Raw genomic sequence first — 24150 nt, 5'->3', positions numbered from 1 at the left:
TCCGGATAACCCATGGTAGCGAGCGTTGCGCTCCCCCGTTCCCCGCGCCCATGCCTCGGGCGGCCGGCGAATCCGGCGCTCCGCCCGCACCCGGCGGACGGCGGGGCAGATCCGGCCCCTCCGGCGTTTGAGGAGCGGGGGTCCGGGGGCCGGCCCCCGGCAGCGGCGCCGCACACGAAAGCGGCGGGCACCCGGGAAGTCCCGGACACCCGCCGCTCCGCGAGCAAGGGTCAGACCACGATCAGCGCATCCAGCGGAGCCCCCGCCAGGGAGTCCGCCAGCTTGGCCCGGCCCGGGAGGAACGACAGCTCCATCAGGACCGCCACGCCGGCGACCTCGGCCCCGGCCCGCCGGATCAGGGACAGCGAGGCCTCGGCGGTGCCGCCGGTGGCCAGGACGTCGTCGATGACCATGACCCGGTCACCCGCCGACAGGTCCTCCGCGTGGACCTCGATCTCCGCCGTGCCGTACTCCAGCTCGTACGACTGGGCCAGCGTCGCCCCCGGCAGCTTCCCGGCCTTGCGCACCGGCACGAAGCCGATCCCGGCCTGGACCGCCACCGGAGCGGCGAGGATGAATCCCCGCGCCTCCAGGCCGACGATCTTCGTCGCCCCGCACCGCGCGGCCAGCTCCACCAGTACGTCCGTCAGCGCGGCGAACGCCTCCGGGTCCGCCAGCAGCGGGGTGATGTCCTTGAACATCACGCCCGGCTTCGGGTAGTCCGGCACGTCCTTGATGCGGCTGAGGAGCAGCTCCCGTACGGCCTCGGACAGCGTCGCGGTCACCGGCGCCGACCCGACCGGCCCTGGGCCACGACCTGCGGCTCGTCGCCGGAGTCGGTGCCCTCGTCCGCGGACTCGCCCTTGGCCGACGCGGACGCCCGCTTCGCGAGCACCCGCTTCTTCAGGGCCTTCATCGCCGGCTCGCGCTCCTTCAGGTCCACGACCAGCGGGGTCGCGATGAAGATCGACGAGTAGGCACCGGCCGCGAGGCCGACGAACAGCGACAGCGAGATGTCGTTCAGCATGCCGGCGCCCAGGAAGCCGCCGCCGATGAAGAGCAGCGCGGCGACGGGGAGCAGCGCGACCACCGTGGTGTTGATCGAACGGACCAGGGTGCCGTTGATGCTGCGGTTGGCGATCTCGCTGTACGTGTAGCGGGTCTGCTTGGTGATGTCCTTCGAGCCCTCCTTGAGACCGTCGAAGACGACGACGGTGTCGTAGAGGGAGTAACCGAGGATCGTGAGCAGACCGATGACGGTGCCCGGCGTGACCTCGAAGCCGACGAGCGCGTACACGCCGACGGTGATGGTGAGGTCGTGGATCAGTGCGATCAGCGCCGCGACGGCCATCCGCCACTCGAACGCGATGGCCAGGTAGATCACCACGAGGACCATGAAGATCCCGAGGCCCGTCCAGGCCTTGTTGGCGATCTGCTCGCCCCAGCTGGGGCCGACCAGGTCGGCGTTGATGTCCGCCTCGTTGACCTTGAGGTCGGTGGCGAGGGTCTTCTTCACGTCGGACGCGGAGTCGGTGTCCAGACCGGAGATCTGGATGCGCAGGCCGCCGGTGCCGAGTTCCTGGACGATCGCGTCGTGGCCCGAGGCCTTCTCCGCCTCCTCGGTCGCCTTGGCGACGGAGACGGCCGTCTTCGGGGTGGTGAAGACGGCACCGCCCTTGAACTCGATGCCCATGTTGAGGCCCTGAACGGCCAGGGCCACGATCGCCGTGATGGTGATCAGGATGGAAACGCCGTACCAGAGGAAGCGCTTGCCGATGAAGTCGTAGCCGACCTCACCGCGGTACAGCTTGGCGCCGAGATCTCCCAGCTTCGACATCTCTCACGCCTCCTTCGAGTCGACGGGGACGGGGGCGGAGCCGGCACGGCGGGACCGGCGCAGCGGGGGCTTGGCGCCGAGCCGCTTCGGGTCGAGGCCGGACCACGGGTGACCACTGGCGAAGAAGTTCGTGCGGGCCAGCAGCGTCATGATCGGCTTGGTGAAGAGGAACACCACGACCACGTCGAGCAGGGTGGTCAGACCCAGGGTGAAGGCGAAGCCCTGCACCTTGCCGACGGTGACGATGAACAGGACCGCGGCCGCCAGGAACGACACGAAGTCGGAGACCAGAATGGTGCGCCGGGCACGCGGCCAGGCACGCTCGACGGCCGGACGCAGGGTGCGGCCCTCGCGGATCTCGTCGCGGATGCGTTCGAAGTACACGATGAACGAGTCCGCCGTGATGCCGATCGCCACGATCGCACCGCAGACGGCGGGCAGGTTCAGCGCGAAGCCGATGCCCTTCCCGAGCAGCGCCATGATCGTGTAGGTGAGGATCGCGGAGACCATGAGGCTGACGATCGCGACGAGCGCCAGGCCCCGGTAGTAGACCACCAGGTAGATCACCACGAGGAGCAGGCCGATGGCGCCGGCGATCAGACCGGCCTTCAGCTGCTCGCCGCCGAGGGCGGCGGTGACGGTGGTGACGCTGTCCTCGCTGAAGGAGAGCGGCAGGGCGCCGTAGGAGAGCATGTTGCCCAGGTCCTGCGCGGACTGCTGGTTGAAGCCACCGGAGATCTGGGCGTTGCCGCCCAGGATCGCGCCGCTGACGGACGGGTCGGAGACGACGTCGCCGTCGAGCACGATCGCGAACTGGTTCTGCGGGGACTGCTTGGCCGCGAGCTCACCGGTCACCTTGGCGAAGGCGTCGGCACCCTTGTCGTTGAAGTTCATCGTGACGATCCAGGCGCCGGCCTGCTGGTCGATGACTCCCTTGGCGCTCTTGACGTCCTTGCCCTCGACGGCTGCCGGACCGAGCACCCACTTGCCCCAGGCGTTGCCGCGCTTGCCGCAGGCGAGCGTGGGCTCGCCCGGCTTGGCGCCCTTGATGGCGGCGCGCTGCTTCTCGTCGGTGCAGTCGAGCGCCGCGAACTTGGCCTGGAGGTCGGCGGCGGCGGCCGCGTCACCCGAAGGGGTGGCGGACGGAGTCGCCGCGGGCGGCGTCGCGGACGGGGTGGCCTTGTTGTCGTCTGCCTTCTTCGACTCGCTCGCGGAGGGCGAGGGGGTCGCGGACGGGGCCTTGAGGGCCTCACTGACCGCGCGGCCCTGGGAAGTGGCGCTGGACGACGGGGTGGCCGACGGGGACTTGCTGCCCTCGGCCTTGGGGGCGCCGGAACCGCTCGCGGACGGGCTCGGGCTCTGCGTGCTCTCGGGGGCGGCGGGAGCGCCGTCCGCGAAGGCGAGCACCGGGCGGAAGTACAGCTGGGCGGTGGTGCCGACCTGCTCGCGGGCCTGCTTCTCGTTCATCCCCTTCGGGATGTTCACGATGATGTGGTCGCGGCCCTGCGTCTGGACCTCGGCCTCCGAAACACCGAGACCGTTGACTCGGCGCTCGATGATGCCGACCGCCGTGTTCATGTTGGTCTCGTTGATCGCGTCCGGCTTGCCGGGCTCGCTCTTGGCCTTGAGCGTGATGCTCGTGCCGCCGGCGAGGTCGATGCCGAGCCGGGGAGTCGTCTGCTTGGAGACGAACATCCCCGCGGTGAGCGCCACCATCGCGATCAGGATGATCGCCAGGGCGCGCCCCGGCCTCCCCTGAGCCCCCGTGGGCCGCCGGCCCTTCTTCGGTGCTGCCACCTTGTCGTTTCTCCCTGTCCAACCGTCCTGCGCCGGGTCAGCGCGCGGACGGCCACGAAATGTGTGGTGGGGACCCCTGCCCCCCGCAGAAGTGGGTCACTGACCAGGACCGCGACGGCCACCGATCAGGCGCCCTCGCGGTCCCCGGCCGCGCGCTACTTCGCGTCGGCCTCGCCGTCGGCCTTGCCGTCCTTGGGCTCGTCCTTCTTGGGCTCGTCCTTCTTGCCCAGGTCGAGCTTGGGCGCCTCGTCCTCGGCGGGAGCCTCGGTGAGGGAAGAAGCGTCGTCCGGGACGACCGGCGAGTCCGTCGAGAGATCGTCGCTGATGCCGTGGACGATGCGGTTGTACTCCGCGTCCTCCAGGACGGCGCCGATGGCGTTCTTCGCGTAGATCGCGTGGACGCCGGGAGCCACCTCGAGGGTGACGGTGTCGTCGCCGATCTCCTTCACCGTGGCGTACATGCCGCCGATGGTGCGGACCCCGGTACCGGGCGTCATCTGGTCGCGCATCTGCGCGGCCTGGGCCTGCTTCTTCTTGGCGGAGCGGGTCATCAGGATCATCGCCCCGATGAGCACGATGAACGGGAGGAGTGTCACGAGATTCACGGGACGAGGTTCCTTCGCACGACCGCACGCGGACGGCGGCCTTTTCTACGGGGGTGGGCACACCGACCCGAAGGGTCGGCATCGGCGGAGTCTAGGCGAGTCCGCACCGATGGAACAACGCCCAGCATGGCACCGCAGTTCCTGAGGGAGCGAACCTCCGCGCCGTCAGGCCCCGAACAAGCCCTGTTGTCCGCTTGATCCACTCCCGCCGTGCTGCGGCGGGACAAGTCCCAGGTGGGCCCATGCGGCGGGGGTCGCGACCCGTCCGCGGGGGGTGCGCGCCAGCAGCCCCTCGCGTACGAGGAAGGGCTCGGCCACCTCCTCCACGGTCTCCCGCTCCTCGCCGACGGCCACGGCGAGGGTGGACAGCCCGACGGGTCCGCCGCCGAACAGCTTGAGCAGCGCCTCCAGCACGGCCCGGTCGAGCCGGTCGAGCCCGCGCCCGTCCACTTCGTACACCTGGAGGGCGGTTCCGGCCACCTCGCGGGTGATCACCCCGTCGGCCCGCACCTGGGCGTAGTCGCGGACGCGGCGCAGCAGGCGGTTGGCGATGCGGGGGGTGCCGCGGGAGCGGCCCGCGATCTCGGCGGCGCCGGCGGTGTCGATCTCGACGTCGAGGAGGCCGGCGGAGCGGTGGATGACCCGTTCCAGCTCCTCGGGGGCGTAGAACTCCATGTGCCCGGTGAACCCGAACCGGTCGCGCAGCGGCGGCGGCAGCAGGCCGGCCCGGGTGGTCGCCCCGACCAGGGTGAACGGCGGCAGCTCCAGGGGAATGGCGGTGGCCCCCGGCCCCTTGCCCACGATCACGTCGACCCGGAAGTCCTCCATGGCCATGTACAGCATTTCCTCGGCGGGCCGGGACATGCGGTGGATCTCGTCGAGGAAGAGGACCTCGCCCTCCTGGAGGGAGGAGAGGATGGCGGCGAGGTCGCCGGCGTGCTGGATGGCGGGGCCGGAGGTGATCCGGATGGGCGCGCCCATCTCGGCCGCGATGATCATCGACAGCGTGGTCTTGCCGAGGCCGGGCGCACCGGAGAGCAGGACGTGATCGGCGGTGGCTCCGCGCTGCCTGGCGGCCTTGAGGACGAGGTCCAGCTGCTGGCGGACCTTCTCCTGCCCGACGAACTCCCCGAGGTCCTTGGGTCGCAGCGCCGCCTCGACGGCGGTGTCCTCGCCGTCCGCTGCGGGCGCGACAATGCGGTCGCTCTCGTCATCCCAGTTCACGGTGTCAGTCTGCCTTCTGCGTCTGTGCGGTGGTCTGTGCGGGGGCTGTGGCTGCGCGTGGGCCGCTGCGCGGAGCTGCTCCCCGCCCCGCCCTTTCTCCGTTTCCCGGGGCTCCGCCCCGGACCCCGGTCCTCAAACGCCGGACGGGCTGAAGTATCCGGCCCCGCCGGCGTTTGAGGCGCGAGGTCCGGGGCGGAGCCCCGGGGTCTTTGAGCCCCGCCGGCGTTTGAGGCGCGGGGTCCGGGCAGAGCCCGGGGAACGGTGGAAGGGCGGGTAGGGGACGGGCCCGTGCAGCGGCGAGCCCGTCAGCGCGCCCGGTTCAGGGACTGGAGTGCGGCCCGCAGGAGCTGCGGCACGGGGGCGCTGCCACCGGCGGCGATGGCGGCCTCCGCCTGCGGCGTCACCGCCGAGACGGCCTCCTCCGCCTCGCGGGAGGCGTAGCCGAGGCCGATGAGCGCGGCCGAGAGCTGCTCCGTCCACGGCGCCGGACCGGCCGCCGGCACCCGCTGGGCGCCGACGACCGCGGGGGCCGCGCCCAGCTTGCCCTTCAGCTCCAGCAGCAGCTTCTGCGCGCCCTTCTTCCCGATGCCGGGAACGGCGGTCAGCGCCTTCTCGTCCCCCGACTCGACGGCCAGGCGAAGCGCGTCCGGACTGTGCACCCCGAGCATCGCCTGCGCCAGCCTCGGCCCGACCCCGCTCGCCGTCTGGAGCAGCTCGAAGACCTGCCGCTCGTCGTCGTCGGCGAAGCCGTACAGGGTGAGCGAGTCCTCCCGGACGACCAGGGAGGTCGCGAGCTTCGCCTGCTCCCCCATGCGCAGGCCCGCGATGGTGTTCGGGGTGCACTGCACGGCCATCCCCACCCCGCCGACCTCGATCACGGCCAGGGTGGGGGTGAGCGCGGCGACGGGGCCGCTGACGAAGGCGATCATCTACATACGGCCTTTCGAGGCGTGCTGGGCGACCGCCTGCTGGAGGCGGTTTTGGGCGGGGGCCCGCCAGATGTGGCAGATGGCGAGGGCGAGGGCGTCGGCGGCGTCGGCGGGCTTGGGCGGCTCGGCCAGCCGCAGCAGCCTGGTCACCATGGCACCGACCTGTGCCTTGTCGGCCCGGCCGCTTCCGGTGACGGCGGCCTTGACCTCGCTGGGGGTGTGCAGGGCGACCGGTATCCCCCGGCGCGCCGCGCACAGCATGGCGACGGCGCTGGCCTGGGCGGTGCCCATCACGGTGCGGACGTTGTGCTGGCTGAACACCCGCTCCACGGCGACGAATTCCGGCTGGTGCGTGTCGAGCCATTCCTCGATGCCGCGCTCGATGGCGACGAGCCGGTGCCCCAGCTCGGCGTCTGCGGGCGTCCGCACGACGCCGACGCCGATCATGGTCAGGGGCCGTCCGGCGACTCCCTCGACCACGCCGACACCGCACCGCGTCAGCCCCGGGTCCACACCCAGTACGCGCACCGCGCGCCCCCCTTTCGCGGCTGAACCGCCGCCGCTCTCGCGGAGGTGGCCGATCGCCATCGTGGCTGCTCAATTGATGGTTGTGGTCCGAAATCGGGCGCACACCCGATTGACGCCGTCAGGCTATCCGCCTCCACTGACAATGCGACGGCGGGCCGACAGGGTGTGTCCTGTCGGCCCGCCGGTTCCGCTCTGCTCGCGGCAGCGTTACGCGTCGACCTTCTCCATGACCTCGTCCGAGACGTCGAAGTTGGCGAAGACGTTCTGGACGTCGTCACTGTCCTCGAGCGCGTCGATCAGCTTGAAGATCTTGCGGGCGCCCTCTTCGTCGAGCTCGACCTGCATGGTCGGGACGAAGCTGGAGTCCGCGGAGTCGTAGTCGATGCCGGCTTCCTGGAGCGCGGTGCGGACCGCGACCAGGTCGGTGGCCTCGCTGATGATCTCCCAGGTCTCGCCGTTGTCGTTGACCTCTTCGGCACCGGCGTCCAGGACCGCACCCAGGACGTCGTCCTCGGTGAGCTCGGCCTTGGGCAGCAGGATGACGCCCTTGCGGTTGAACAGGTACGAGACCGAGCCCGGGTCGGCCATGGAGCCGCCGTTGCGGGTCATGGCGACGCGGACGTCGGAGGCGGCACGGTTGCGGTTGTCGGTGAGGCACTCGATGAGCACCGCGACACCGTTCGGGCCGTAGCCTTCGTACATGATCGTCTCGTAGTCGGCGCCGCCGGCCTCGAGGCCGCCGCCGCGCTTGACCGCGGAGTCGATGTTCTTGTTCGGGACCGACTGCTTCTTGGCCTTCTGAACGGCGTCGAAGAGCGTCGGGTTGCCGTCGATGTCGGCACCGCCCATACGGGCCGCGACCTCGATGTTCTTGATCAGCTTCGCGAAGAGCTTGCCGCGCTTGGCATCGATCACGGCCTTCTTGTGCTTCGTCGTAGCCCATTTAGAGTGGCCGGACATCCGCCTGTCTCCTTCGCGTAACCAACAGTGTTCGTGCCCGATCCTACCGGGACCGGGTCACAGCCCAGCGCGCACCATGTCGACGAAGTACGCGTGAACGCGATCGTCGCCGGTCAACTCGGGGTGGAACGAGGTCGCAAGGACGTTGCCCTGGCGTACGGCGACCGTGTGGCCGTCGTACGTGGCGAGCACCTCGGCGGCGCCTCCGACGGACTCGACCCACGGGGCGCGGATGAAGACGCCCTCGACGGGGCCGCCCTCGATCCCCGCGAAGTCGATCTTCGCCTCGAAGGACTCGTTCTGCCGCCCGAAGGCGTTGCGGCGGACGATCATGTCGATGCCGCCCAGGGTCTCCTGGTCCTCACGGCCGTCCAGGAGCTTGTCCGCGAGCATGATCATGCCGGCGCAGGTGCCGTACACGGGCATGCCGGCTGCCACGCGCTCGCGCAGCGGCTCCAGCATGCCGAACAGCACGGCGAGCTTCGACATGGTCGTGGACTCGCCGCCGGGGATCACCAGGGCGTCGACCTCGGCGAGCTCCTCGGGACGCCGGACCGGCCTGGCCACGGCGTCAGCCGCGGCCAGGGCGATCAGGTGCTCCCGTACGTCGCCCTGGAGTGCCAGGACACCGATCACGGGTGTGTTCGTCATGAGGTGATTACCAGCCGCGGTTGGCGTAGCGCTCGGCCTCGGGCAGCGTGTCGCAGTTGATGCCGACCATGGCCTCGCCCAGGTTGCGGGAGGCGTCCGCGATGATCTTCGGGTCGTCGTAGAAGGTGGTGGCCTTCACGATGGCGGCGGCGCGCTTGGCCGGGTCGCCCGACTTGAAGATGCCGGAGCCGACGAAGACACCCTCGGCGCCGAGCTGGCGCATCAGGGCGGCGTCGGCCGGGGTGGCGACGCCACCGGCGGAGAACAGCACGACCGGGAGCTTGCCGAGCTCGGCTACTTCCTTGACGAGCTCGTACGGGGCGCGCAGCTCCTTGGCGGCGGCGTACAGCTCGTTGTTGTCGAAGCCGCGCAGCTTGGCGATCTCGTTCTTGATCTGGCGCAGGTGGCGGACGGCCTCGACGACGTTGCCGGTGCCGGCCTCGCCCTTCGAGCGGATCATGGCCGCGCCCTCGGCGATGCGGCGCAGGGCCTCGCCCAGGTTGGTGGCACCGCAGACGAAGGGGGTGGTGAACGCCCACTTGTCGGAGTGGTTGACCTCGTCGGCCGGGGTCAGGACCTCGGACTCGTCGATGTAGTCGACACCGAGGGACTGGAGGACCTGGGCCTCGACGAAGTGGCCGATGCGGGACTTGGCCATGACGGGGATGGAGACGGCCTCGATGATCTCTTCGATCATGTTCGGGTCCGACATGCGCGCCACGCCGCCGTCCTTGCGGATGTCGGCGGGGACCCGCTCCAGGGCCATGACGGCCACGGCGCCGGCGTCCTCGGCGATCTTCGCCTGCTCGGCGTTGACCACGTCCATGATCACACCGCCCTTGAGCTGCTCGGCCATGCCGCGCTTGACGCGCGAGGTGCCGATGGCCGACTCAGCGGACTGGGGGGTGGTGGGAAGCGTGCTCACGGATTGACCTCACTCGAAGGGAACTCGAAAAGGGGGCGGGTACTACTGGCAGAGGAAACCCCGGCTGACCAGGCCACTGCAAGGGCCAATATGGAGCAGGTGGCCCCTCGACTGGTCCATTGCGGTCCATTGCGGCCTGTCGCGGCCCGCCGTCACCCTGCTATGCGGGCCGGTCCGCGAGGTCGGCCGGAGGCTCGTCGTCCATCTCGAAGGCGAGCGGGAACGGGGCGTGCCCGGCCAGCCGGAACCAGCGCACCTTGCGGTGCCTGCGCAGGGCGCGTGCGGCCCGTACGGCGTCGTTGTGGAACCGGCGCGCCATCGGCACCCGCCGCACCGCCGCCGCCAGGTCCTCGGCGGCCTCCACGCCCCCCGGGGCCGCCTTCAGCACCTCGACCTGGTCGGCGTCGGAGAACACCGCCCGCAGGGCCTGGCTGAGCTCGCTCTCGGCGACCTCCCGGTTCTCCTCCTCGGCCTGCCGCGCCGCGTGCGCGGCCTCGTACAGCACCAGGGAGGACGCGGGATCCAGGGCCCCGGAGGTCGCCACCTCCAGCACCACGGAGGCCCGCCGTACGAGCTGCGCGTCGAGCGCGGCGCGCGAGGCGTCCATCCGCGAGTGCAGCCGGTCGAGCCGTCCTGCGGTCCAACTGAGGTAGACCCCGACCACTCCGAGAGCGAGGGCAATCCAGACAAGGGTTTCGATCACGGGCGGCGACTTTACCTTTCCTTGCCGCGCTCTCGGACGGGCCGGGTTCCCTCAGGTGACGCAGCGCGCTACCGCGTCCTCGATCTCCTCGGGCGCGGGTACGGGAGGGACACCCTCGGCCGCCCAGTGCGGGGCTGCCGCGGCGAGCTTGCCTGCAAGCTCCGTGGAAAGCGCCCTTCTGCCCGGCGCATCATGCGCCGTGGCGATGCGCCGACCCCATCGCACGGTGTCCACGACAGCGGATTTCACCGCCTCGTAGGCGAGGTAGTAGTCGAGATCGACCCGCCAGTTGCTGCGGCACTCCTCCGGCGCGGACCGGATCCACCCGTCGGTCACCAAGGTCCGTTCGGCCTGGGAGTACGACATCTTGTGGATGTGGTCGGCAAGGTCGTACACCGGATCGCCCCACAGGGAGAGCTCCCAGTCGAGAAAGGCGACGTCGCCTTCGTCGGTCAGGATCATGTTCTTTCGGTGGATGTCCGCGTGCAGGAGGCTAGATCGGCGCTCTGCCAAGCCTTGCGCCCTGTCCCGCAGCGGGCCGCACGGATCGTCGGGGACGCGCAGCGCCTCGTACAGCTCTCCGGCCCCTCGGTGGCCCCTTTGACGGATCTTGCCGAGGAGACCGAGCAGGCGCTCGGCGAAGCCTGCTGTGTCCCCGTCCCCCGGCCAGTGGCCCGGGACCGCGGGCAAAGCGGACAGCGGTACCCGCAGCAGGTCACCGAAGAACGATTCGATGCCCTTGAGCACCGCATCGGGCAGTGGCTTGCCCGGGGGGACGAGTTCGTCGATGCGTCGGCCCGCGACGAACTCGTGGACCTGGATATCGGGGCCGGTGCCCGCATGCAGCAGGCGTGGCGCCGACTTGACCCATGGAGCGATGGCCCTGAGCACCTCGGCTTCGGGCCAGAGTCGGAGGTCCATGGGCTCCGACTCCCCCGCACGGATGCGTACGATCACGGGGCCGGTGTCGGCCTGCACCTTGACATTGCGGTTGTAGTGTCCTGAGAGCTCGGTACCCCGCTCGCAAGCCTCTGCGTACAGTGCGACGGCGTCCACGGTCATCCCTCCCAGGGAGCGAGGATGGCGGCGACCCGGGTCTGAGTCAGATCCGCTGGCGATCCCCACACCCTGCGGGCTGCGTTGGCCTTCTTCGCAAGCCTCCCCAGGAGGAAGTCTCGCTCGGGCCGCGAGGCGGCCGCGAGCTGCTTGGAGTAGCGGACCGTGTCGACGATCGCCGATTTGATCCGCTCGTGAGCCATGTACAGCTCCAGGTCACCGAGGGGACCTGCCGTCGCCTGAGCAGGCAGCTGCTCCCGCCACCGATGGAACACCTCGGCCTGCTGGTCATGGGGATAGTCCATCTTGTGGAAATGGATCCCGATCTCGTACATCGGGTCACCCCACAAGGCGAGCTCCCAGTCGAGGAACCAGGTGACACCGTCGGTCACGATCATGTTCTTGCGGTGGAGATCGGCATGGAGGACGGAGAAGGGGCGCGGCGTGAGTGTGTCCCAGAGCGGCTCGACCACGGCCAGCGGGGTATCGGGGATCCCGAGGTCGGCAAAGGCTTCTCCGTATTCCGCGACGTGGGCCGAATACACCTCTTGGGTAAGGCCCGCCAGCAGTCGTCCGAAGGCACCGCTGTCGCCCGAGACGGGCCAGTGATCCGGTAGCCGAGGAGCCTTCTCCGGCGGCATGCGCACCAGCTGGTCCATCAGCTCGACCACGTCGGCCATCACGTTCGCGGGAACGGAACTGCCCCGTGGTGAGAACGTGTCGAGGACTCGGCCCTCGATGAAGTGATGGACCTGGAACCGCGGCTCTTCGGAAACGTGGCGCAGTTCCGGCACGCGGCCTACATAGGGCCGGATGCAGGCGAGGACGTCCTCCTCCCTCCAGAGCCGCACGTCCATGGTGTCGGCGGCCTCCAGGGGGATACGGACATTGACCTTTCCGTCGGCCGTCCTCACTCCCACATTGCGGTTGTAGTACCCCGCGGCGGCGTCATCCGCGGCGAGTGCCTGGCTGTACAGATCGACCCACGTCACGAGTTCACCTCGATGAACATAGACAGAACCTCTTCGGTGCGCCGTTCCAAGTCCTCTGCCGTGCCCAGAACCCGGAGGGATGGGCGAGCCCGCTCCGCTGCCGCCGCGATCTCCGGATCCGCCGGCCCGATCCGTTCCGATGCACGGTGGATGGCCAGGATCAGCGAAGGATGGACCTCACATTCCTCGAACTCCCGGGCCACGTGACGCAGAAGCTCCCGTGTCGCCTGCCCGTCTCCGCGCCTCAGATGGAGGAACGCCCTGAACGTGTCCGCCCGGGCGCGGCCCGATCGGTATCCGGCACGGTCGAGCGCCGCATTGGCGTTGGCTAAGGACAGCTCCGCCCTGTCCAGCTGTCCGAGCCGGATCTGCGCGGTCCCCATGGCTGTGTACACCTTGCCGATCTCGTGCTGAGCGCCGAGTTCCCTCTGCACTTCGAGCGCCACGCCCGCTTCCTGGACGGCTGCCTCGGGGTCGGTGACCACCAATAGTTCAGCCTGGTTCGTCCTGATGTTGGCGAGGCCGATCACCGCTTCTGCCGTGCGGTACTCGTCCTTCGCCTGTGCCATCAGCGCCTCGGCCCGGGTCTTCCCGATGCCCCCGACTCCTACGACGTTGAGAATCCTCGCGCGTGGCGAGATCCGCGTGAGCTCTTCGTCGTACACGGCGAGCAGGCCCTCACGGTTGAAGAGCTGGCGCTGTAACGGCCGAAACCCGTCGATAGCGCGGCCTGATGGACATGGCGACTCCCCCCGGCATCCCTGCTGTACGAGCTGAGGTTACCCACAGCGGGGAACTGTGCACGCGTCACGGATTTACCCCGAACGACCTTGGGAAGCCAGCCAGTTCACGAGCCGGCGGGAGATGCCCTAATCGCGGGAGAAGCCCAGCCTGGTGCGGAGCGGGACGCGTTCGTCCGTGGCCACCGCCGCCGCGCCGTCCGTGACCGTCTCGTAGACCGCCAGGATGTCCGCCCCGACCGTGGACCAGTCGAAGCGGCGGACGTGGGCCGAGCCGCGGGTGCTGAGTTCCTCGCGGCGTGCCGGGTCGCGCAGGAGGGCGATGGCGCCCTCCGCGAGGGCGTCCGCGTTCTCGTTGGCGAAGAGGTCGCCCGCGCCGCCCTGGTCCAGGACCTGCGCGAAGGCGTCCAGGTCGGAGGCGAGGACCGCCGCGCCCGCCGAGAGGGCCTCGACCAGGATGATGCCGAAGCTCTCGCCGCCCGTGTTCGGGGCGACGTACACGTCCACGCTGCGCAGCAGGCGGGCCTTGTCCTCGTCCGAGACCATCCCGAGGAATTCGACGCGGGAGCGGAGGTCCGCCGGGAGGGTCGCCACGGCCTCCTCCTCATCGCCGCGGCCCGCCACGAGCAGCCGTACGTCCGGGCAGGCCTCCACGATCTTCGGGAAGGCCGCCATCAGGACGGGCAGCCCCTTGCGGGGTTCGTCGATGCGGCCGATGAAGCCCAGGGTCTGGCCGGACCACTCGGGGTTCGGGTCGGCCTTGGCGAAGAAGTCCACGTCGACGCCGTTGGGGATGACGACCGCGTCCCCGCCCAGGTGCTCGACCAGGGTGCGCCGCGCGTACTCGCTCACCGCGATCCGCGCGCTGATCTTCTCCAGCGCCGGCTGGAGGATCGGGTACGCCGCGATCATCGCCCGCGAGCGCGGGTTCGAGGTGTGGAAGGTGGCCACGATCGGCCCCTGCGCCGCCCAGCAGGACAGCAGCCCCAGGGAGGGTGAGGCGGGCTCGTGGATGTGGATCACGTCGAAGGTGCCGTCGTGCAGCCAGCGGCGCACCCGCGCGGCGGAGAGGAATCCGAAGTTCAGGCGGGCGACGGAGCCGTTGTACGGGACGGGGACGGCCCGGCCCGCCGAGACCACGTAGGGCGGCAGCGGGGTCTCGTCGTCGGCCGGGGCCAGGACCGACACCTCGTGGCCGAGGCGGATCAGGTGCTCCGCCAGGTCGCGGATGTGGAACTGGACGCCGCCCGGCACGTCCCACGAGTACGGGCACACGATGCCGATCTTCACTACGGGCGCTCCCCTCGGTCGTCCAGGTCGTCCAACCACAGCCGCTGCAGCATGTGCCAGTCCTCCGGGTGCTCGGCGATGCCCCAGGCGAAGGCGTCCGCGAGCGCCTGCGTCATGGCGTCGGTCTTCTCGACCCGTGTTCCGGTCTTCGGCACCTCCACCTCGGGGTGGATCCGGCCGTACATCTTCGGCGAGTCCCCGTAGTACAGGGTCACCGGGAGCAATATCGCCCCGGTCTGCTGCGCCAGCAGCGCCGGCCCGGCCGGCATGCGCGCCGCCCCGCCGAAGAAGTCCACCTCGACCCCGGAGGCCGACAGGTCCCGGTCCGCGACCAGGCAGATCAGGCCACCGGAGCGGAGCCGGCGGGCGAGGGTGCCGAAGGCGGCGCCGCCGCTGTGCGGCAGCACCTCCATGCCCAGGCTCTCTCGGTAGGCCACGAAGCGGTCGTACAGCGATTCCGGCTTGAGGCGTTCGGCGACCGTGGTGAAGGGGGTGCCAAGGTGGCCGGTGACCCAGGCACCGGCGAGGTCCCAGTTGGCCAGGTGCGGGAGGGCCGCGATGACCCCGCGCCCGGAGGCGATGGCCTCGCGGAGGATGTGGTCGTCCTTGAGCTGGACGTCCTCGCCGAACCGTTTCGGATCCATCGTCGGCAGCCGGAAGGACTCCATCCAGTACCGCATGTACGAGCGCATCCCGGCCCGCGACAGCTCGCGCAGCCGCTCGGGCGTGGCGTCGGGGACCACCCGGGCCAGGTTCGACTCCAGGCGCAGCACGCTCTTGCCGCGCCGCTTCCAGGCGTAGTCGGCGATGCGGCGGCCGAGGGCCACGGCGGCCGGCTCGGGCAGCTTCTTCACTCCGGCCCAGCCGAGCCCGTACACCGCGTCGACCAGCTTGTCCTGTGCCTTGCCCATCAGGCGGCACCGCCCTCTGCGTGGGAGGCCGCCGCGTCCGCCTCCGCCGACTCCCGGCGTACGGTGACCACGCGCTGGATCAGCGTGACGAGCGAGCCCACCGCCACGGCCCACAGCGCGATCGGCAGCAGCACCCCGATCCAGGAGGGCACGCCGAAGGTCTGCAGCCCGGACAGACCGGCCGCGACCAGCGAGATCACCAGGCGCTCGGCCCGTTCGACGAGCCCGTTGACGGCCACCGGCAGGCCGATCGACTCGCCGCGGGCCTTCGTGTACGAGACCACCTGGCCGCTGGCCAGACAGAAGATCGCGACCGCGCACAGCGCGTTGTCGTTCCCGGAGCCCGCGTACCAGAGCGCGAGGCCGCCGAAGATCGCCGCGTCCGCAACCCGGTCGAGGGTGGAGTCGAGGAACGCGCCCCAGCGGCTGGAGATCCCGGCCTGGCGGGCCATGTTCCCGTCCACCAGGTCGGAGAAGACGAAGACGGTGATGGTGATGGTTCCCCAGAAGAACTCTCCCCGGGGGAAGAAGAACAGCGCTCCGGCCACCACACCGGCCGTGCCGATCAAGGTCACCGCATCCGGGCTCACCCCCCGCCGGAGCAGAAAAGCGGCGAATGGCGTGAGAACACGCGTGAAGAATGCACGCGCGTACTTGTTCAGCATGGCCTTCCCGGAGGGTCGCTGGGCCGCGCGGCCACCACGGCCACCGGCTGGCCCATCGTAGCCGGCACGCCGCCCCGGGGACGCCGCGCACCCACCGGTTCCTTCCGCTTCGGGATTCCGTCCCGCCCCGTGCCCCTGACGGGGCCCTCTCGGGTACGACGTATGGACGCGGTGTGACAGCGGTGCAAAGCTCGAAGGACACCCACCTCCTCACCGTCACCACCGGGAGGCACGAGAATCATGGGAGCCACATCACACCAAGCCGGAGCCGCCGGCAGGGCACTGACGGCCGACCGGCCGACCTCCATACGGAACGTCGTGCTGGTCGGCCACAGCGGATCCGGCAAGACCACGCTGGTCGAAGCCCTCGCCCTGACCGCCGGAGCGGTCAACCGGGCGGGCCGGGTCGAGGACGGCGGGACCGTCTCCGACTACGACGAGATCGAGCACCGCCGACAACGCTCCGTCCAGCTCTCCCTCGTCCCCGTCGAATGGGGCGGGATCAAGATCAACATCCTGGACACCCCCGGATACGCCGACTTCGTCGGTGAGCTCAGGGCCGGTCTGCGCGCCGCGGACGCGGCCCTTTTCGTCGTCTCCGCCTCGGACGGCGTCGACGGGGCCACCCGCATGGTCTGGGACGAATGCGAGGCCGTGGGCATGCCGCGCGCCATCGTCGTCACCCACCTGGAGGCGGCCCGTTCCGACTACACCCAGATGACGGCCGTCTGCGGCGAGATCTTCGGCGCCGACGACCCCGATGCCGTCATCCCCCTCTACCTGCCCCTGCACGGCCCCGCCGGCGCCGACGGCCACGCCCCCGTCACCGGTCTGCTCGGCCTGCTCTCCCAGCGCGTGTACGAGTACTCCTCCGGCACCCGCGTGGAACGCGACCCTGATCCGCAGGAGCGCGCCCTCATCGACGGCGCCCGTTCCCGCCTGATCGAGGGGATCATCGCCGAGAGCGAGGACGAGAGCCTCATGGACCGCTACCTCGGCGGCGAGGACATCGACCTCAAGACCCTCGTGGACGACCTGGAGCGGGCCGTCGCCCGCGGCACCTTCCACCCCGTCCTGATGGCGGCCCCCGCCGCCGACGGGGGCAAGCAGGGCCTGGGCACCGTGGAGCTCCTCGAACTGGTCACCGGCGGCTTCCCCACTCCCCCGGAACGCCCCGCCGTGAACGTCACCGCCCCCGACGGCTCCCCCCGCCCCGCCGTCACCTGCGATCCGGACGGGCCGCTCGTCGCCGAGGTCGTCAAGACCTCCTCCGACCCGTACGTCGGCCGCGTCTCGCTCGTCCGCGTCTTCTCCGGCACCCTGCGACCCGAGGCGACCGTGCACGTCAGCGGCCACGGGCTCGAAGACAGGGGCCACGAGGACCATGACGTCGACGAGAAGATCGGCGCCCTGAGCTCCCCCTTCGGCAAACAGCAGCGCGTCCTGAACCACTGCATCGCGGGCGACCTGGCCTGCGTGGCCAAACTCACGCGCGCGGAGACCGGCGACACCCTCTCCGCCAAGGACGACCCGCTCCTGATGGAGCCCTGGACCATGCCCGACCCGCTGCTCCCCCTCGCCATCGAGGCACACAGCAAGGCCGACGAGGACAAGCTGTCCCAGGGCCTGGCCCGGCTCGTCGCCGAGGATCCGACCATGCGGCTGGAGCAGAACCCGCACACCCACCAGGTCGTCCTGTGGTGTCTGGGCGAGGCCCACCAGGACCTCGCGCTGGAGCGGCTGCGCACCCGGTACGGCGTCCAGGTCGACGCCGTACCGCACAAGGTGAGCCTGCGCGAGACCTTCGGCGGGAAGGCCGCCGGCCGCGGCAGGCACGTCAAGCAGTCCGGCGGCCACGGCCAGTTCGCCATCTGCGAGATCGAGGTCGAGCCGCTCCCGCCGGGCAGCGGCATCGAGTTCGTGGACAAGGTGGTCGGCGGCGCGGTGCCCCGCCAGTTCATCCCGTCCGTGGAGAAGGGCGTACGGACGCAGGCCGCGCGCGGGGTGGCCGCCGGCTATCCGCTGGTCGACGTGCGCATCACCCTCCTCGACGGCAAGGCGCACTCGGTGGACTCCTCCGACGCCGCCTTCCAGACCGCCGGGGCGCTGGCCCTGCGCGAGGCCGCCGCCGAGGCCCGCATCGACCTGCTCGAACCGGTCGCCGAGCTCGCGATCCTCGTCCCGGACGAGTACGTCGGCCCGGTCATGAGCGATCTCGCGGGCCGCCGCGGTCGGGTCGTCGGCACCGACCAGGCCGGTCCCGGGCGCACCCGGGTCCGCGCCGAGATCCCCGAGATCGAGATAGGCCGGTACGCGGTCGAGCTGCGCTCCGTCTCGCACGGCACGGGCCGCTTCGCCCGGGCCTACGCCCGGCACGAGCCGATGCCGCCGCAGATCGCGGACAAGGTGCGCGAACAGACCGAGAAGGGAAGCAAACTGACATAGCGTCGGGAAGGGCCGCCCACCAACCCGCTTGCGGTGGGCGGCATTTCCCTGTCCCATGACCATGGGGCGGGAACCGCCGATAGGCTCGTCGGCGCACCAAAGAGCACGAACGCACAGCGATGGGGGCAACGGTGGCGGACGACGGATTCGACTTCAGGCCCGGGGCGCAGATTCCTCTCCAGGGGGGCGGCGGGCAGACGGCGGCGACCAACGCCCTGGCATCGGCCGCGTACCGCGACGGCGGCGGCGACACGAAACTCGAAGCGATCCTCACCGCCAACAGCGAGAACCACCCCGCGACGGTCAAGGCCGGCAAGATATCGCTCTTCGAGCCCAACCTCGGCGAGGCCTTCTGCCGTGCCGTCGAGGCCCGCACGCTCGGCTCCGCCCGCAAGCCGCTCATCCAGTCCTTCGGAGCCGACCCGCAGACGGTCGTCGAGCACTGCCTGGCGGCCACGCGCATCCGCAAGGAGCGCGACGCCAAGCTCCGGCTGATCATGCTGGTCTGCGGCGTGCTGTTCCTGCCGGGCCTGCTGCTGTGGCTGGGGCTCTTCCAGCTCCGCAAGACCCTCGCCAAGAACGAGGGCAAGCGCGCGTCGTGGATGGGCACGGCGGTACTGGTCGGCATCGCCGTGGTGGTGGCGGTCCTGATGTTCCGACTGCCGCTCACCGGCTTCCTCGGCCTCTACCTGCGCGGCATGGTGATCGCCCCGGCCCTCGGCTGGCTGCTCGCCCGCCGGCTGTGCGAGTCCACCGCCGCCGACCTGCGCTCCCGCTGGGACGGACTGCTGGCGGGTGACGGGATCGGCGCGAAGATCCCGGAAGCGGTGCCGGGCAACCCCGACGAGAAGGCCCGCGAGGACCTGCGCCACCAGCTCGCCAAGCTGACCGCGGAGGACCGGAGCAACCAGGTCTTCTACGCGGGCCCCAAGGGCATCCTCGGCATGGGCACCCGCTGGGGCAGCTGGCAGATGGCCGAGGAGCTCGCGCCCACGACCGAGGGCGCCGAGATCCACCCCTTCCGCAGCTGGGACGTCATACGCGCGATCGACACCCAGCTCCGCAAGCTGGAGCGCGGCCCCCTGCACACCGGTGGCTTCCCGACGGCCGCCATCCAGCACTGGATCGTCACGCCGATCGGCGAGGGCGCCGCGGAAGTGGCCCGCCCCGCCGGCGAGAACATCGACAACTTCCTGATCAAGCCGCACGAGATCACCCGGATCTGCAACGAGCAGCAGTTCAGCTCCGGCAACCGGCACTACCTGGGCATCCAGTACCCGCTCTGGGACGGCCAGCTCGTCATCAACATGCTGGTCACCGTCACCGTGCTCTACAAGACGCTGCGCGTGGACGTCACCGCGCACGCGCTGGGGCCCGTACACGGCCTGTTCACGACGAAGTCCAAGCCCCCGGTGGTCGAGGTCCCCAAGAGCATCCGCTTCTGGGAGACCGTCGAACGCCCGCAGCCGCTGGTGGACGCCGGCGAGGTCGTACGCCTCGCCGTCCGGGCACCGCTGACCTGGTTCCCGCCGATCCTGGACTACTTCGGCGGCAAGCTGGTCCTGCCCGAGCCCTTCGGCATCCGGCACGTGTGGGCCGGCTCGATGTGGCGCCACCGCTTCATGGCCGACGACGCCCTGCGCACGGTGGCCCCGGTGCTGCGCGCGGTCCACACCGCGACGTTCAAGGTCCTCGAGGAGAACGGCGTCGACATCGACCGCTTCACCAACCGCTCCTCGATCATGAGCGGCCTCATCCAGGAGCCGGCCCCGCGCAAGGCCGACGTCTACGACGCGTAGCGGGCGCGGGCCGACGGGCAGCGTGCGCGGGGCGACGGGCGGCCGGGCGGCCCGCGGGGCGGCCCGGTGGCACGGCGGCGTGCGGGGCGGCGGTCAGGGCCGCGCGGTGAGGCTCACTTCCGCGATGCGGCCGACCGCGTCGAAGTCGATCCGCACCGCGCCCCCGCCGGGCAGCTCGGCGACGACCCGGTCCCCGGTCTCGTGCACCGCAACTCCGTGGTGGGCGAAGTACCCGGTGACGACGCGGCGCGGGGCGTGCCCGATGAGCGAGGCCCCGGTGATGAGGGTCCGCGGCAGGGAGACCGGGTCCAGGGCGGCCCGGGGGACCTGCGGGTCGTGCGGCAGGAAGTACACACGTGTGCCGGGGCCGGCCTCGACGCCGATGTAGCCGGGTGCCTCGGCCACGCCCATCCCCGCGAACGCCAGGGTCTCCGCCGCGATCCGCGGGTCGGGGAAGCCCGAGAGGTCGAGGGTCTCCTCGGTGAACTCGGCTATGCCGTGGGCCCGTCCGTAGCGCTCGACGGCGGCCGCAAGGGCGACGGATTCGGTGCCGCGCAGCCCCGGATTGGCCCAGCCCCACATCCACGACCGCTCCTGCGAGTCGTAGGTGCCCAGGACCGAGACCCGCAGCGCGAGGCCGCCCTGGCGGTACAGGCAGGCCTCCAGGTCCGCCGTCCAGGGCCCCTCGGGCAGGAAGTCGGTCAGGGCTTGCAGCTGCGCGGCGCCCCAGGCCGCGTGCAGCTCCGCCTCGGACAGGAACTCGTCACCGAATCGCGTGATCATGGTCACCGACCCTACGCGGGCCGGTGCCGGGCGTGGCGGCCTGGGTAGGCTGGAGGTTCCGAGGCCGTCGTTTCCCCGAGGAGGCACCGTGACCGAGCGCAAACCGCCTGGCGTGGACATCGAATCCTGGGTGGACCGGCAGATCAGAGAGGCCTCCGACCGCGGCGAGTTCGAGGAGCTGCCGGGCTTCGGGAAGCCGCTGGCCTCGCTCGACGCGCCCTACGACGAGATGTGGTGGATCAAGGGGAAGATGCACCGCGAGGGCTTCGCCGCCCTGCCGCCCGCGCTGGCCCTGCGCAAGGAAGCCGAGGACGCACTGGCGGCGGCCCGCGCGGCGCGCTCCGAGCGACAGGTACGGGCGATCCTCACCGAGATCAACGAGAAGATCGCCGCGGCCCTGCGCATGCCGCCGCAGGGCCCGCCGCTGAACCTGACCGAGTACGACGTCGAAGGCGTCCTTGAGGAGTGGCGCGCGGCGCGCGCCGCCTGAGCGCTCCGCCCGCGCCCGGCCGCCGTCCGCTGCTCAGCCCGTGGGCCAGGCGTCCGCGAGCATCTGCCGGGTGTCCGCGAGGAGCTGCGGCAGGACGCGGGTGTGACCGACGATCGGCATGAAGTTCGTGTCCCCGCCCCAGCGGGGCACGATGTGCTGGTGCAGGTGCGCGGCGATGCCGGCGCCGGCGGCGCTGCCCTGGTTCATGCCGATGTTGAAACCGTGCGCCCCGGAGGCCTTGCGCAGCGCGACCATGGCCCGCTTTGTGAGGTCCGCCAGCTCGGCGGTTTCGAAGGCGTCCAGATCGGTGTAGTCGGCGACGTGCCGGTAGGGCACGACCATGAGGTGGCCGCCGTTGTACGGGTACAGGTTGAGCACCGCGTAGACGTGCTTGCCGCGCGCGACGATCAGCCCGTCGGTGTCCGACATCTCCGGAATCCCGCAGAAGGGACACCCGTCCCCGGCCTCGGGGCCGGTGGGCTTGTTCTCGCCCTGGATGTAGGCCATCCGATGCGGGGTCCACAGGCGCTGGAACCCGTCATGCGTGCCAACGCCGTTCTGCTGCTCCGGCTCACTCGTCATGGCGGCAAGCATATGACCTTGCCGGTACGGACGAAGAAGGCCCCCGGAAAGTGATCACTCTCCGGGGGCCTTCACAGCTGTCGGATCCGTCAGACCTGGACGCGGTCCGCGACGACCTTGGCCAGCTTGGCCAGTGCCTCGTCCTTCGGGATGCCGTTCTCCTGCGAACCGTCGCGGTAGCGGAAGGAGACGGTGCCCGCGGCCATGTCCTCGTCACCGACGATGATCATGAACGGGACCTTGAGCTTCTGGTGGTTGCGGATCTTCTTCTGCATGCGGTCGGAGGAGGCGTCCACCTCGACCCGCAGGCCCTGCTTCTTCGCCTCGGCGGCGAACTCCTGGAGGTACTCGACGTGCCCGTCGCCGATCGGGATGCCGACCGCCTGGACCGGGGCCAGCCACGGCGGCATGGCGCCCGCGTAGTGCTCCAGCAGTACGGCGAAGAACCGCTCGATGGAGCCGAACAGCGCGCGGTGGATCATGACCGGCCGCTGCCGCGAGCCGTCGGGCGCGGTGTACTCCAGGTTGAAGCGCTCCGGCAGGTTGAAGTCGAGCTGCACGGTCGACATCTGCCAGGTGCGGCCGATGGCGTCGCGCGCCTGCACGGAGATCTTCGGGCCGTAGAAGGCCGCGCCGCCCGGGTCGGGGGTCAGCGGCAGGCCCTGCTTCTCGGCGACCTGCTGGAGGACGGCGGTCGCCTCCTCCCACACCTCGTCCGAGCCGACGAACTTCTCCGGGTCCTTGGTGGACAGCTCCAGGTAGAAGTCGGTCAGACCGTAGTCGCGGAGCAGGTTCAGCACGAAGGTGAGCGTCCGGTCGAGCTCCTCGGCCATCTGCTCACGGGTGCAGTAGATGTGCGCGTCGTCCTGGGTGAAGCCGCGGGCGCGGGTCAGGCCGTGCACCACGCCCGACTTCTCGTACCGGTACACGGTGCCGAACTCGAACAGGCGCAGCGGCAGTTCGCGGTAGGAGCGGCCGCGCGCGTCGAAGATCAGGTTGTGCATCGGGCAGTTCATGGGCTTGAGGTAGTAGTCGGTACCACCGTCGAGCTGCATGGGGGGGTACATGCCCTCCGCGTACCAGTCCAGGTGGCCGCTCTTCTCGAAGAGGGCGCCCTTGGTGGCGTGCGGGGAGTAGACGAACTCGTAGCCCTCCTCCTCGTGCCGGCGGCGCGAGTAGTCCTCCATGGTCCGGCGGATGATGCCGCCGCGCGGGTGGAAGACGGCGAGGCCGGAGCCGATCTCGTCCGGGATGGAGAAGAGGTCCAGCTCGTTGCCGAGCTTGCGGTGGTCGCGCTTCTCGGCCTCGGCGAGGAAGTCGAGGTGGGCCTTCAGCTCCTCCTTCGACGGCCACGCGGTGCCGTAGATGCGCTGGAGCATCGGGTTCTTCTCGCTGCCGCGCCAGTAGGCGGCCGCGTTGCGCATCAGCTTGAACGCCGGGATGTTGCGGGTGGTGGGCAGGTGGGGACCGCGGCAGAGGTCCTTCCAGCACAGCTCGCCGGTCTTGGCGTCGAGGTTGTCGTAGATGGTCAGCTCGCCGCCGCCCACCTCGACGTTCGCACCGTCGTCGGTCGAGGCCGACCCCTTGATCCCGATGAGTTCCAGCTTGTACGGCTCGTCGGCGAGCTCCTCGCGGGCCGCCTCGTCGGTGACCACGCGGCGGGCGAACCTCTGCCCGCGCTTCTGGATCTCCTGCATCTTCTTCTCGATGGTCTTCAGATCATCGGGAGTGAAGGGCTTGGCGACGTCGAAGTCGTAGTAGAAGCCGTCACGGACCGGCGGGCCGATGCCCAGCTTGGCCTCGGGGAACAGCTCCTGCACGGCCTGCGCCATGACGTGCGCGGTCGAGTGGCGCAGGATGTCGAGGCCGTCCTGGGAGGAGATCTCCACCGGCTCGACGGTCTCCCCGTCCTTCACCTCGTAGCTGAGGTCCTTGAGCTCGCCCGCGACGCGCGCGGCGACGATGGTGCGCTCGCCGGCGAAGAGCTCCGCCGCCGTAGTGCCCGTGGCCACCACGCGCTCGTCCCGCTCGGAATCGCGTTGGATGATCACACGGACGTCTGACACCGGTCTCTCCTGACTCAGGGGGTGCGCTAGCGAACACTGCGCATCTGAATCGTACCGAGCGGAGCGGCCGCGCCGCTAAACGGTTACGGGCGGGCCGCCCGGTGCGTCCGCCGGCCCGTGGCGAGGCGTTTGTCCGGAAGCTGTCGAGGGGGCCGGAAGTATCGGTGCCAAT

23 protein-coding genes are annotated in these 24150 nt (G+C 70.3%); 3 read left to right on the top strand and 20 right to left on the bottom strand.

Going from position 1 to position 24150, the window contains the following annotated elements; genetic code table 11:
* Nucleotides 1–230: 230 nt before the first annotated feature.
* The 17 genes from ACIQ5Y_RS07400 to pgsA all read right to left on the bottom strand — a co-directional run bounded on the left by ACIQ5Y_RS07400 (nucleotide 231) and on the right by pgsA (nucleotide 15813).
* Nucleotides 231–785: an adenine phosphoribosyltransferase gene (locus ACIQ5Y_RS07400; protein ID WP_403876106.1), complete on the bottom strand. Its 555-nt coding sequence runs from the start codon at nucleotides 783–785 to the stop codon at nucleotides 231–233.
* Nucleotides 782–1837 (bottom strand): protein translocase subunit SecF, encoded by a 1056-nt coding sequence (secF, locus tag ACIQ5Y_RS07395; RefSeq protein ID WP_403876103.1) that lies wholly within the window; start codon nucleotides 1835–1837, stop codon nucleotides 782–784. Before secF ends, ACIQ5Y_RS07400 begins: the two co-directional genes overlap by 4 nt.
* 3 nt (nucleotides 1838–1840) lie before the next feature.
* Nucleotides 1841–3634, bottom strand: a complete 1794-nt coding sequence (gene secD, locus ACIQ5Y_RS07390; protein WP_403876100.1) for a protein translocase subunit SecD — start codon at nucleotides 3632–3634, stop codon at nucleotides 1841–1843.
* A 155-nt stretch (nucleotides 3635–3789) separates the two neighbouring features.
* Nucleotides 3790–4239, bottom strand: coding sequence for a preprotein translocase subunit YajC (gene yajC, locus ACIQ5Y_RS07385; protein ID WP_403876097.1), 450 nt, complete (start codon nucleotides 4237–4239; stop codon nucleotides 3790–3792).
* A gap of 165 nt (nucleotides 4240–4404) precedes the next feature.
* A complete protein-coding gene (gene ruvB / locus ACIQ5Y_RS07380) occupies nucleotides 4405–5463 on the bottom strand; it encodes a Holliday junction branch migration DNA helicase RuvB (RefSeq protein WP_384736966.1) in 1059 nt (352 codons plus the stop codon).
* 305 nt (nucleotides 5464–5768) lie between these two features.
* Entirely contained in the window at nucleotides 5769–6392 is a 624-nt protein-coding gene (gene ruvA / locus ACIQ5Y_RS07375) for a Holliday junction branch migration protein RuvA (protein ID WP_403876094.1), read from the bottom strand.
* Nucleotides 6393–6920 carry a crossover junction endodeoxyribonuclease RuvC gene (ruvC, locus tag ACIQ5Y_RS07370; RefSeq protein ID WP_403876091.1) on the bottom strand — a complete coding sequence of 176 codons (528 nt, stop codon included), beginning with the start codon at nucleotides 6918–6920 and terminating at the stop codon, nucleotides 6393–6395.
* Nucleotides 6921–7127: 207 nt separating this feature from the next.
* Complete coding sequence (locus ACIQ5Y_RS07365) at nucleotides 7128–7880, bottom strand: YebC/PmpR family DNA-binding transcriptional regulator (RefSeq protein ID WP_403876088.1); 753 nt, start codon at nucleotides 7878–7880, stop codon at nucleotides 7128–7130.
* Nucleotides 7881–7937: 57 nt separating this feature from the next.
* Nucleotides 7938–8531, bottom strand: coding sequence for a pyridoxal 5'-phosphate synthase glutaminase subunit PdxT (pdxT, locus tag ACIQ5Y_RS07360; RefSeq protein ID WP_366680354.1), 594 nt, complete (start codon nucleotides 8529–8531; stop codon nucleotides 7938–7940).
* Between the two features lie 7 nt (nucleotides 8532–8538).
* Nucleotides 8539–9456: a pyridoxal 5'-phosphate synthase lyase subunit PdxS gene (pdxS, locus tag ACIQ5Y_RS07355; protein WP_365033999.1), complete on the bottom strand. Its 918-nt coding sequence runs from the start codon at nucleotides 9454–9456 to the stop codon at nucleotides 8539–8541.
* 160 nt (nucleotides 9457–9616) lie between these two features.
* Nucleotides 9617–10159: a hypothetical protein gene (locus tag ACIQ5Y_RS07350; RefSeq protein WP_376659693.1), complete on the bottom strand. Its 543-nt coding sequence runs from the start codon at nucleotides 10157–10159 to the stop codon at nucleotides 9617–9619.
* Between the two features lie 51 nt (nucleotides 10160–10210).
* Nucleotides 10211–11221 (bottom strand): aminoglycoside phosphotransferase family protein, encoded by a 1011-nt coding sequence (locus ACIQ5Y_RS07345; protein WP_403876083.1) that lies wholly within the window; start codon nucleotides 11219–11221, stop codon nucleotides 10211–10213.
* On the bottom strand, nucleotides 11218–12207 hold the full coding sequence (locus ACIQ5Y_RS07340; protein ID WP_403876080.1) for a phosphotransferase family protein: 990 nt from the start codon (nucleotides 12205–12207) through the stop codon (nucleotides 11218–11220). Before ACIQ5Y_RS07340 ends, ACIQ5Y_RS07345 begins: the two co-directional genes overlap by 4 nt.
* Entirely contained in the window at nucleotides 12204–12872 is a 669-nt protein-coding gene (locus ACIQ5Y_RS07335) for a hypothetical protein (protein ID WP_403876077.1), read from the bottom strand. Before ACIQ5Y_RS07335 ends, ACIQ5Y_RS07340 begins: the two co-directional genes overlap by 4 nt.
* Before the next feature lie 204 nt (nucleotides 12873–13076).
* Complete coding sequence (locus ACIQ5Y_RS07330; RefSeq protein WP_403876074.1) at nucleotides 13077–14237, bottom strand: glycosyltransferase family 4 protein; 1161 nt, start codon at nucleotides 14235–14237, stop codon at nucleotides 13077–13079.
* Nucleotides 14237–15148 carry a phosphatidylinositol mannoside acyltransferase gene (locus ACIQ5Y_RS07325; RefSeq protein ID WP_403876071.1) on the bottom strand — a complete coding sequence of 304 codons (912 nt, stop codon included), beginning with the start codon at nucleotides 15146–15148 and terminating at the stop codon, nucleotides 14237–14239. The genes ACIQ5Y_RS07330 and ACIQ5Y_RS07325 overlap by 1 nt, the downstream gene beginning before the upstream one ends.
* Entirely contained in the window at nucleotides 15148–15813 is a 666-nt protein-coding gene (gene pgsA / locus ACIQ5Y_RS07320; RefSeq protein WP_403876068.1) for a phosphatidylinositol phosphate synthase, read from the bottom strand. Before pgsA ends, ACIQ5Y_RS07325 begins: the two co-directional genes overlap by 1 nt.
* Nucleotides 15814–16053: 240 nt before the next feature.
* On the opposite strand from pgsA, the gene ACIQ5Y_RS07315 reads away from it, so the two are divergent.
* Complete coding sequence (locus ACIQ5Y_RS07315) at nucleotides 16054–18258, top strand: elongation factor G-like protein EF-G2 (protein WP_403876065.1); 2205 nt, start codon at nucleotides 16054–16056, stop codon at nucleotides 18256–18258.
* Between the two features lie 131 nt (nucleotides 18259–18389).
* Nucleotides 18390–20057, top strand: a complete 1668-nt coding sequence (locus ACIQ5Y_RS07310; RefSeq protein WP_403876062.1) for a hypothetical protein — start codon at nucleotides 18390–18392, stop codon at nucleotides 20055–20057.
* Between the two features lie 93 nt (nucleotides 20058–20150).
* On the opposite strand, the gene ACIQ5Y_RS07305 is transcribed toward ACIQ5Y_RS07310, so the two are convergent.
* Nucleotides 20151–20840 carry a DUF6882 domain-containing protein gene (locus tag ACIQ5Y_RS07305; protein ID WP_403876059.1) on the bottom strand — a complete coding sequence of 230 codons (690 nt, stop codon included), beginning with the start codon at nucleotides 20838–20840 and terminating at the stop codon, nucleotides 20151–20153.
* A gap of 88 nt (nucleotides 20841–20928) precedes the next feature.
* Between ACIQ5Y_RS07305 and ACIQ5Y_RS07300 the strand changes: the two genes are divergently transcribed.
* On the top strand, nucleotides 20929–21330 hold the full coding sequence (locus tag ACIQ5Y_RS07300) for a DUF1992 domain-containing protein (protein ID WP_403876056.1): 402 nt from the start codon (nucleotides 20929–20931) through the stop codon (nucleotides 21328–21330).
* A gap of 33 nt (nucleotides 21331–21363) precedes the next feature.
* Here ACIQ5Y_RS07300 and ACIQ5Y_RS07295 read toward each other — a convergent pair whose 3' ends face one another.
* On the bottom strand, nucleotides 21364–21924 hold the full coding sequence (locus tag ACIQ5Y_RS07295; RefSeq protein WP_403876053.1) for an HIT family protein: 561 nt from the start codon (nucleotides 21922–21924) through the stop codon (nucleotides 21364–21366).
* A gap of 77 nt (nucleotides 21925–22001) precedes the next feature.
* Nucleotides 22002–23978: a threonine--tRNA ligase gene (gene thrS, locus ACIQ5Y_RS07290; protein ID WP_403876050.1), complete on the bottom strand. Its 1977-nt coding sequence runs from the start codon at nucleotides 23976–23978 to the stop codon at nucleotides 22002–22004.
* Nucleotides 23979–24150 lie beyond the last annotated feature (172 nt).

It is taken from the genome of Streptomyces sp. NPDC096339, from assembly GCF_044762985.1.
GTDB lineage: Bacteria > Actinomycetota > Actinomycetes > Streptomycetales > Streptomycetaceae > Streptomyces.
The sequence above is the reverse complement of the archived record's forward strand: the minus strand, read 5'-3'. Positions and strand labels throughout refer to the sequence as shown.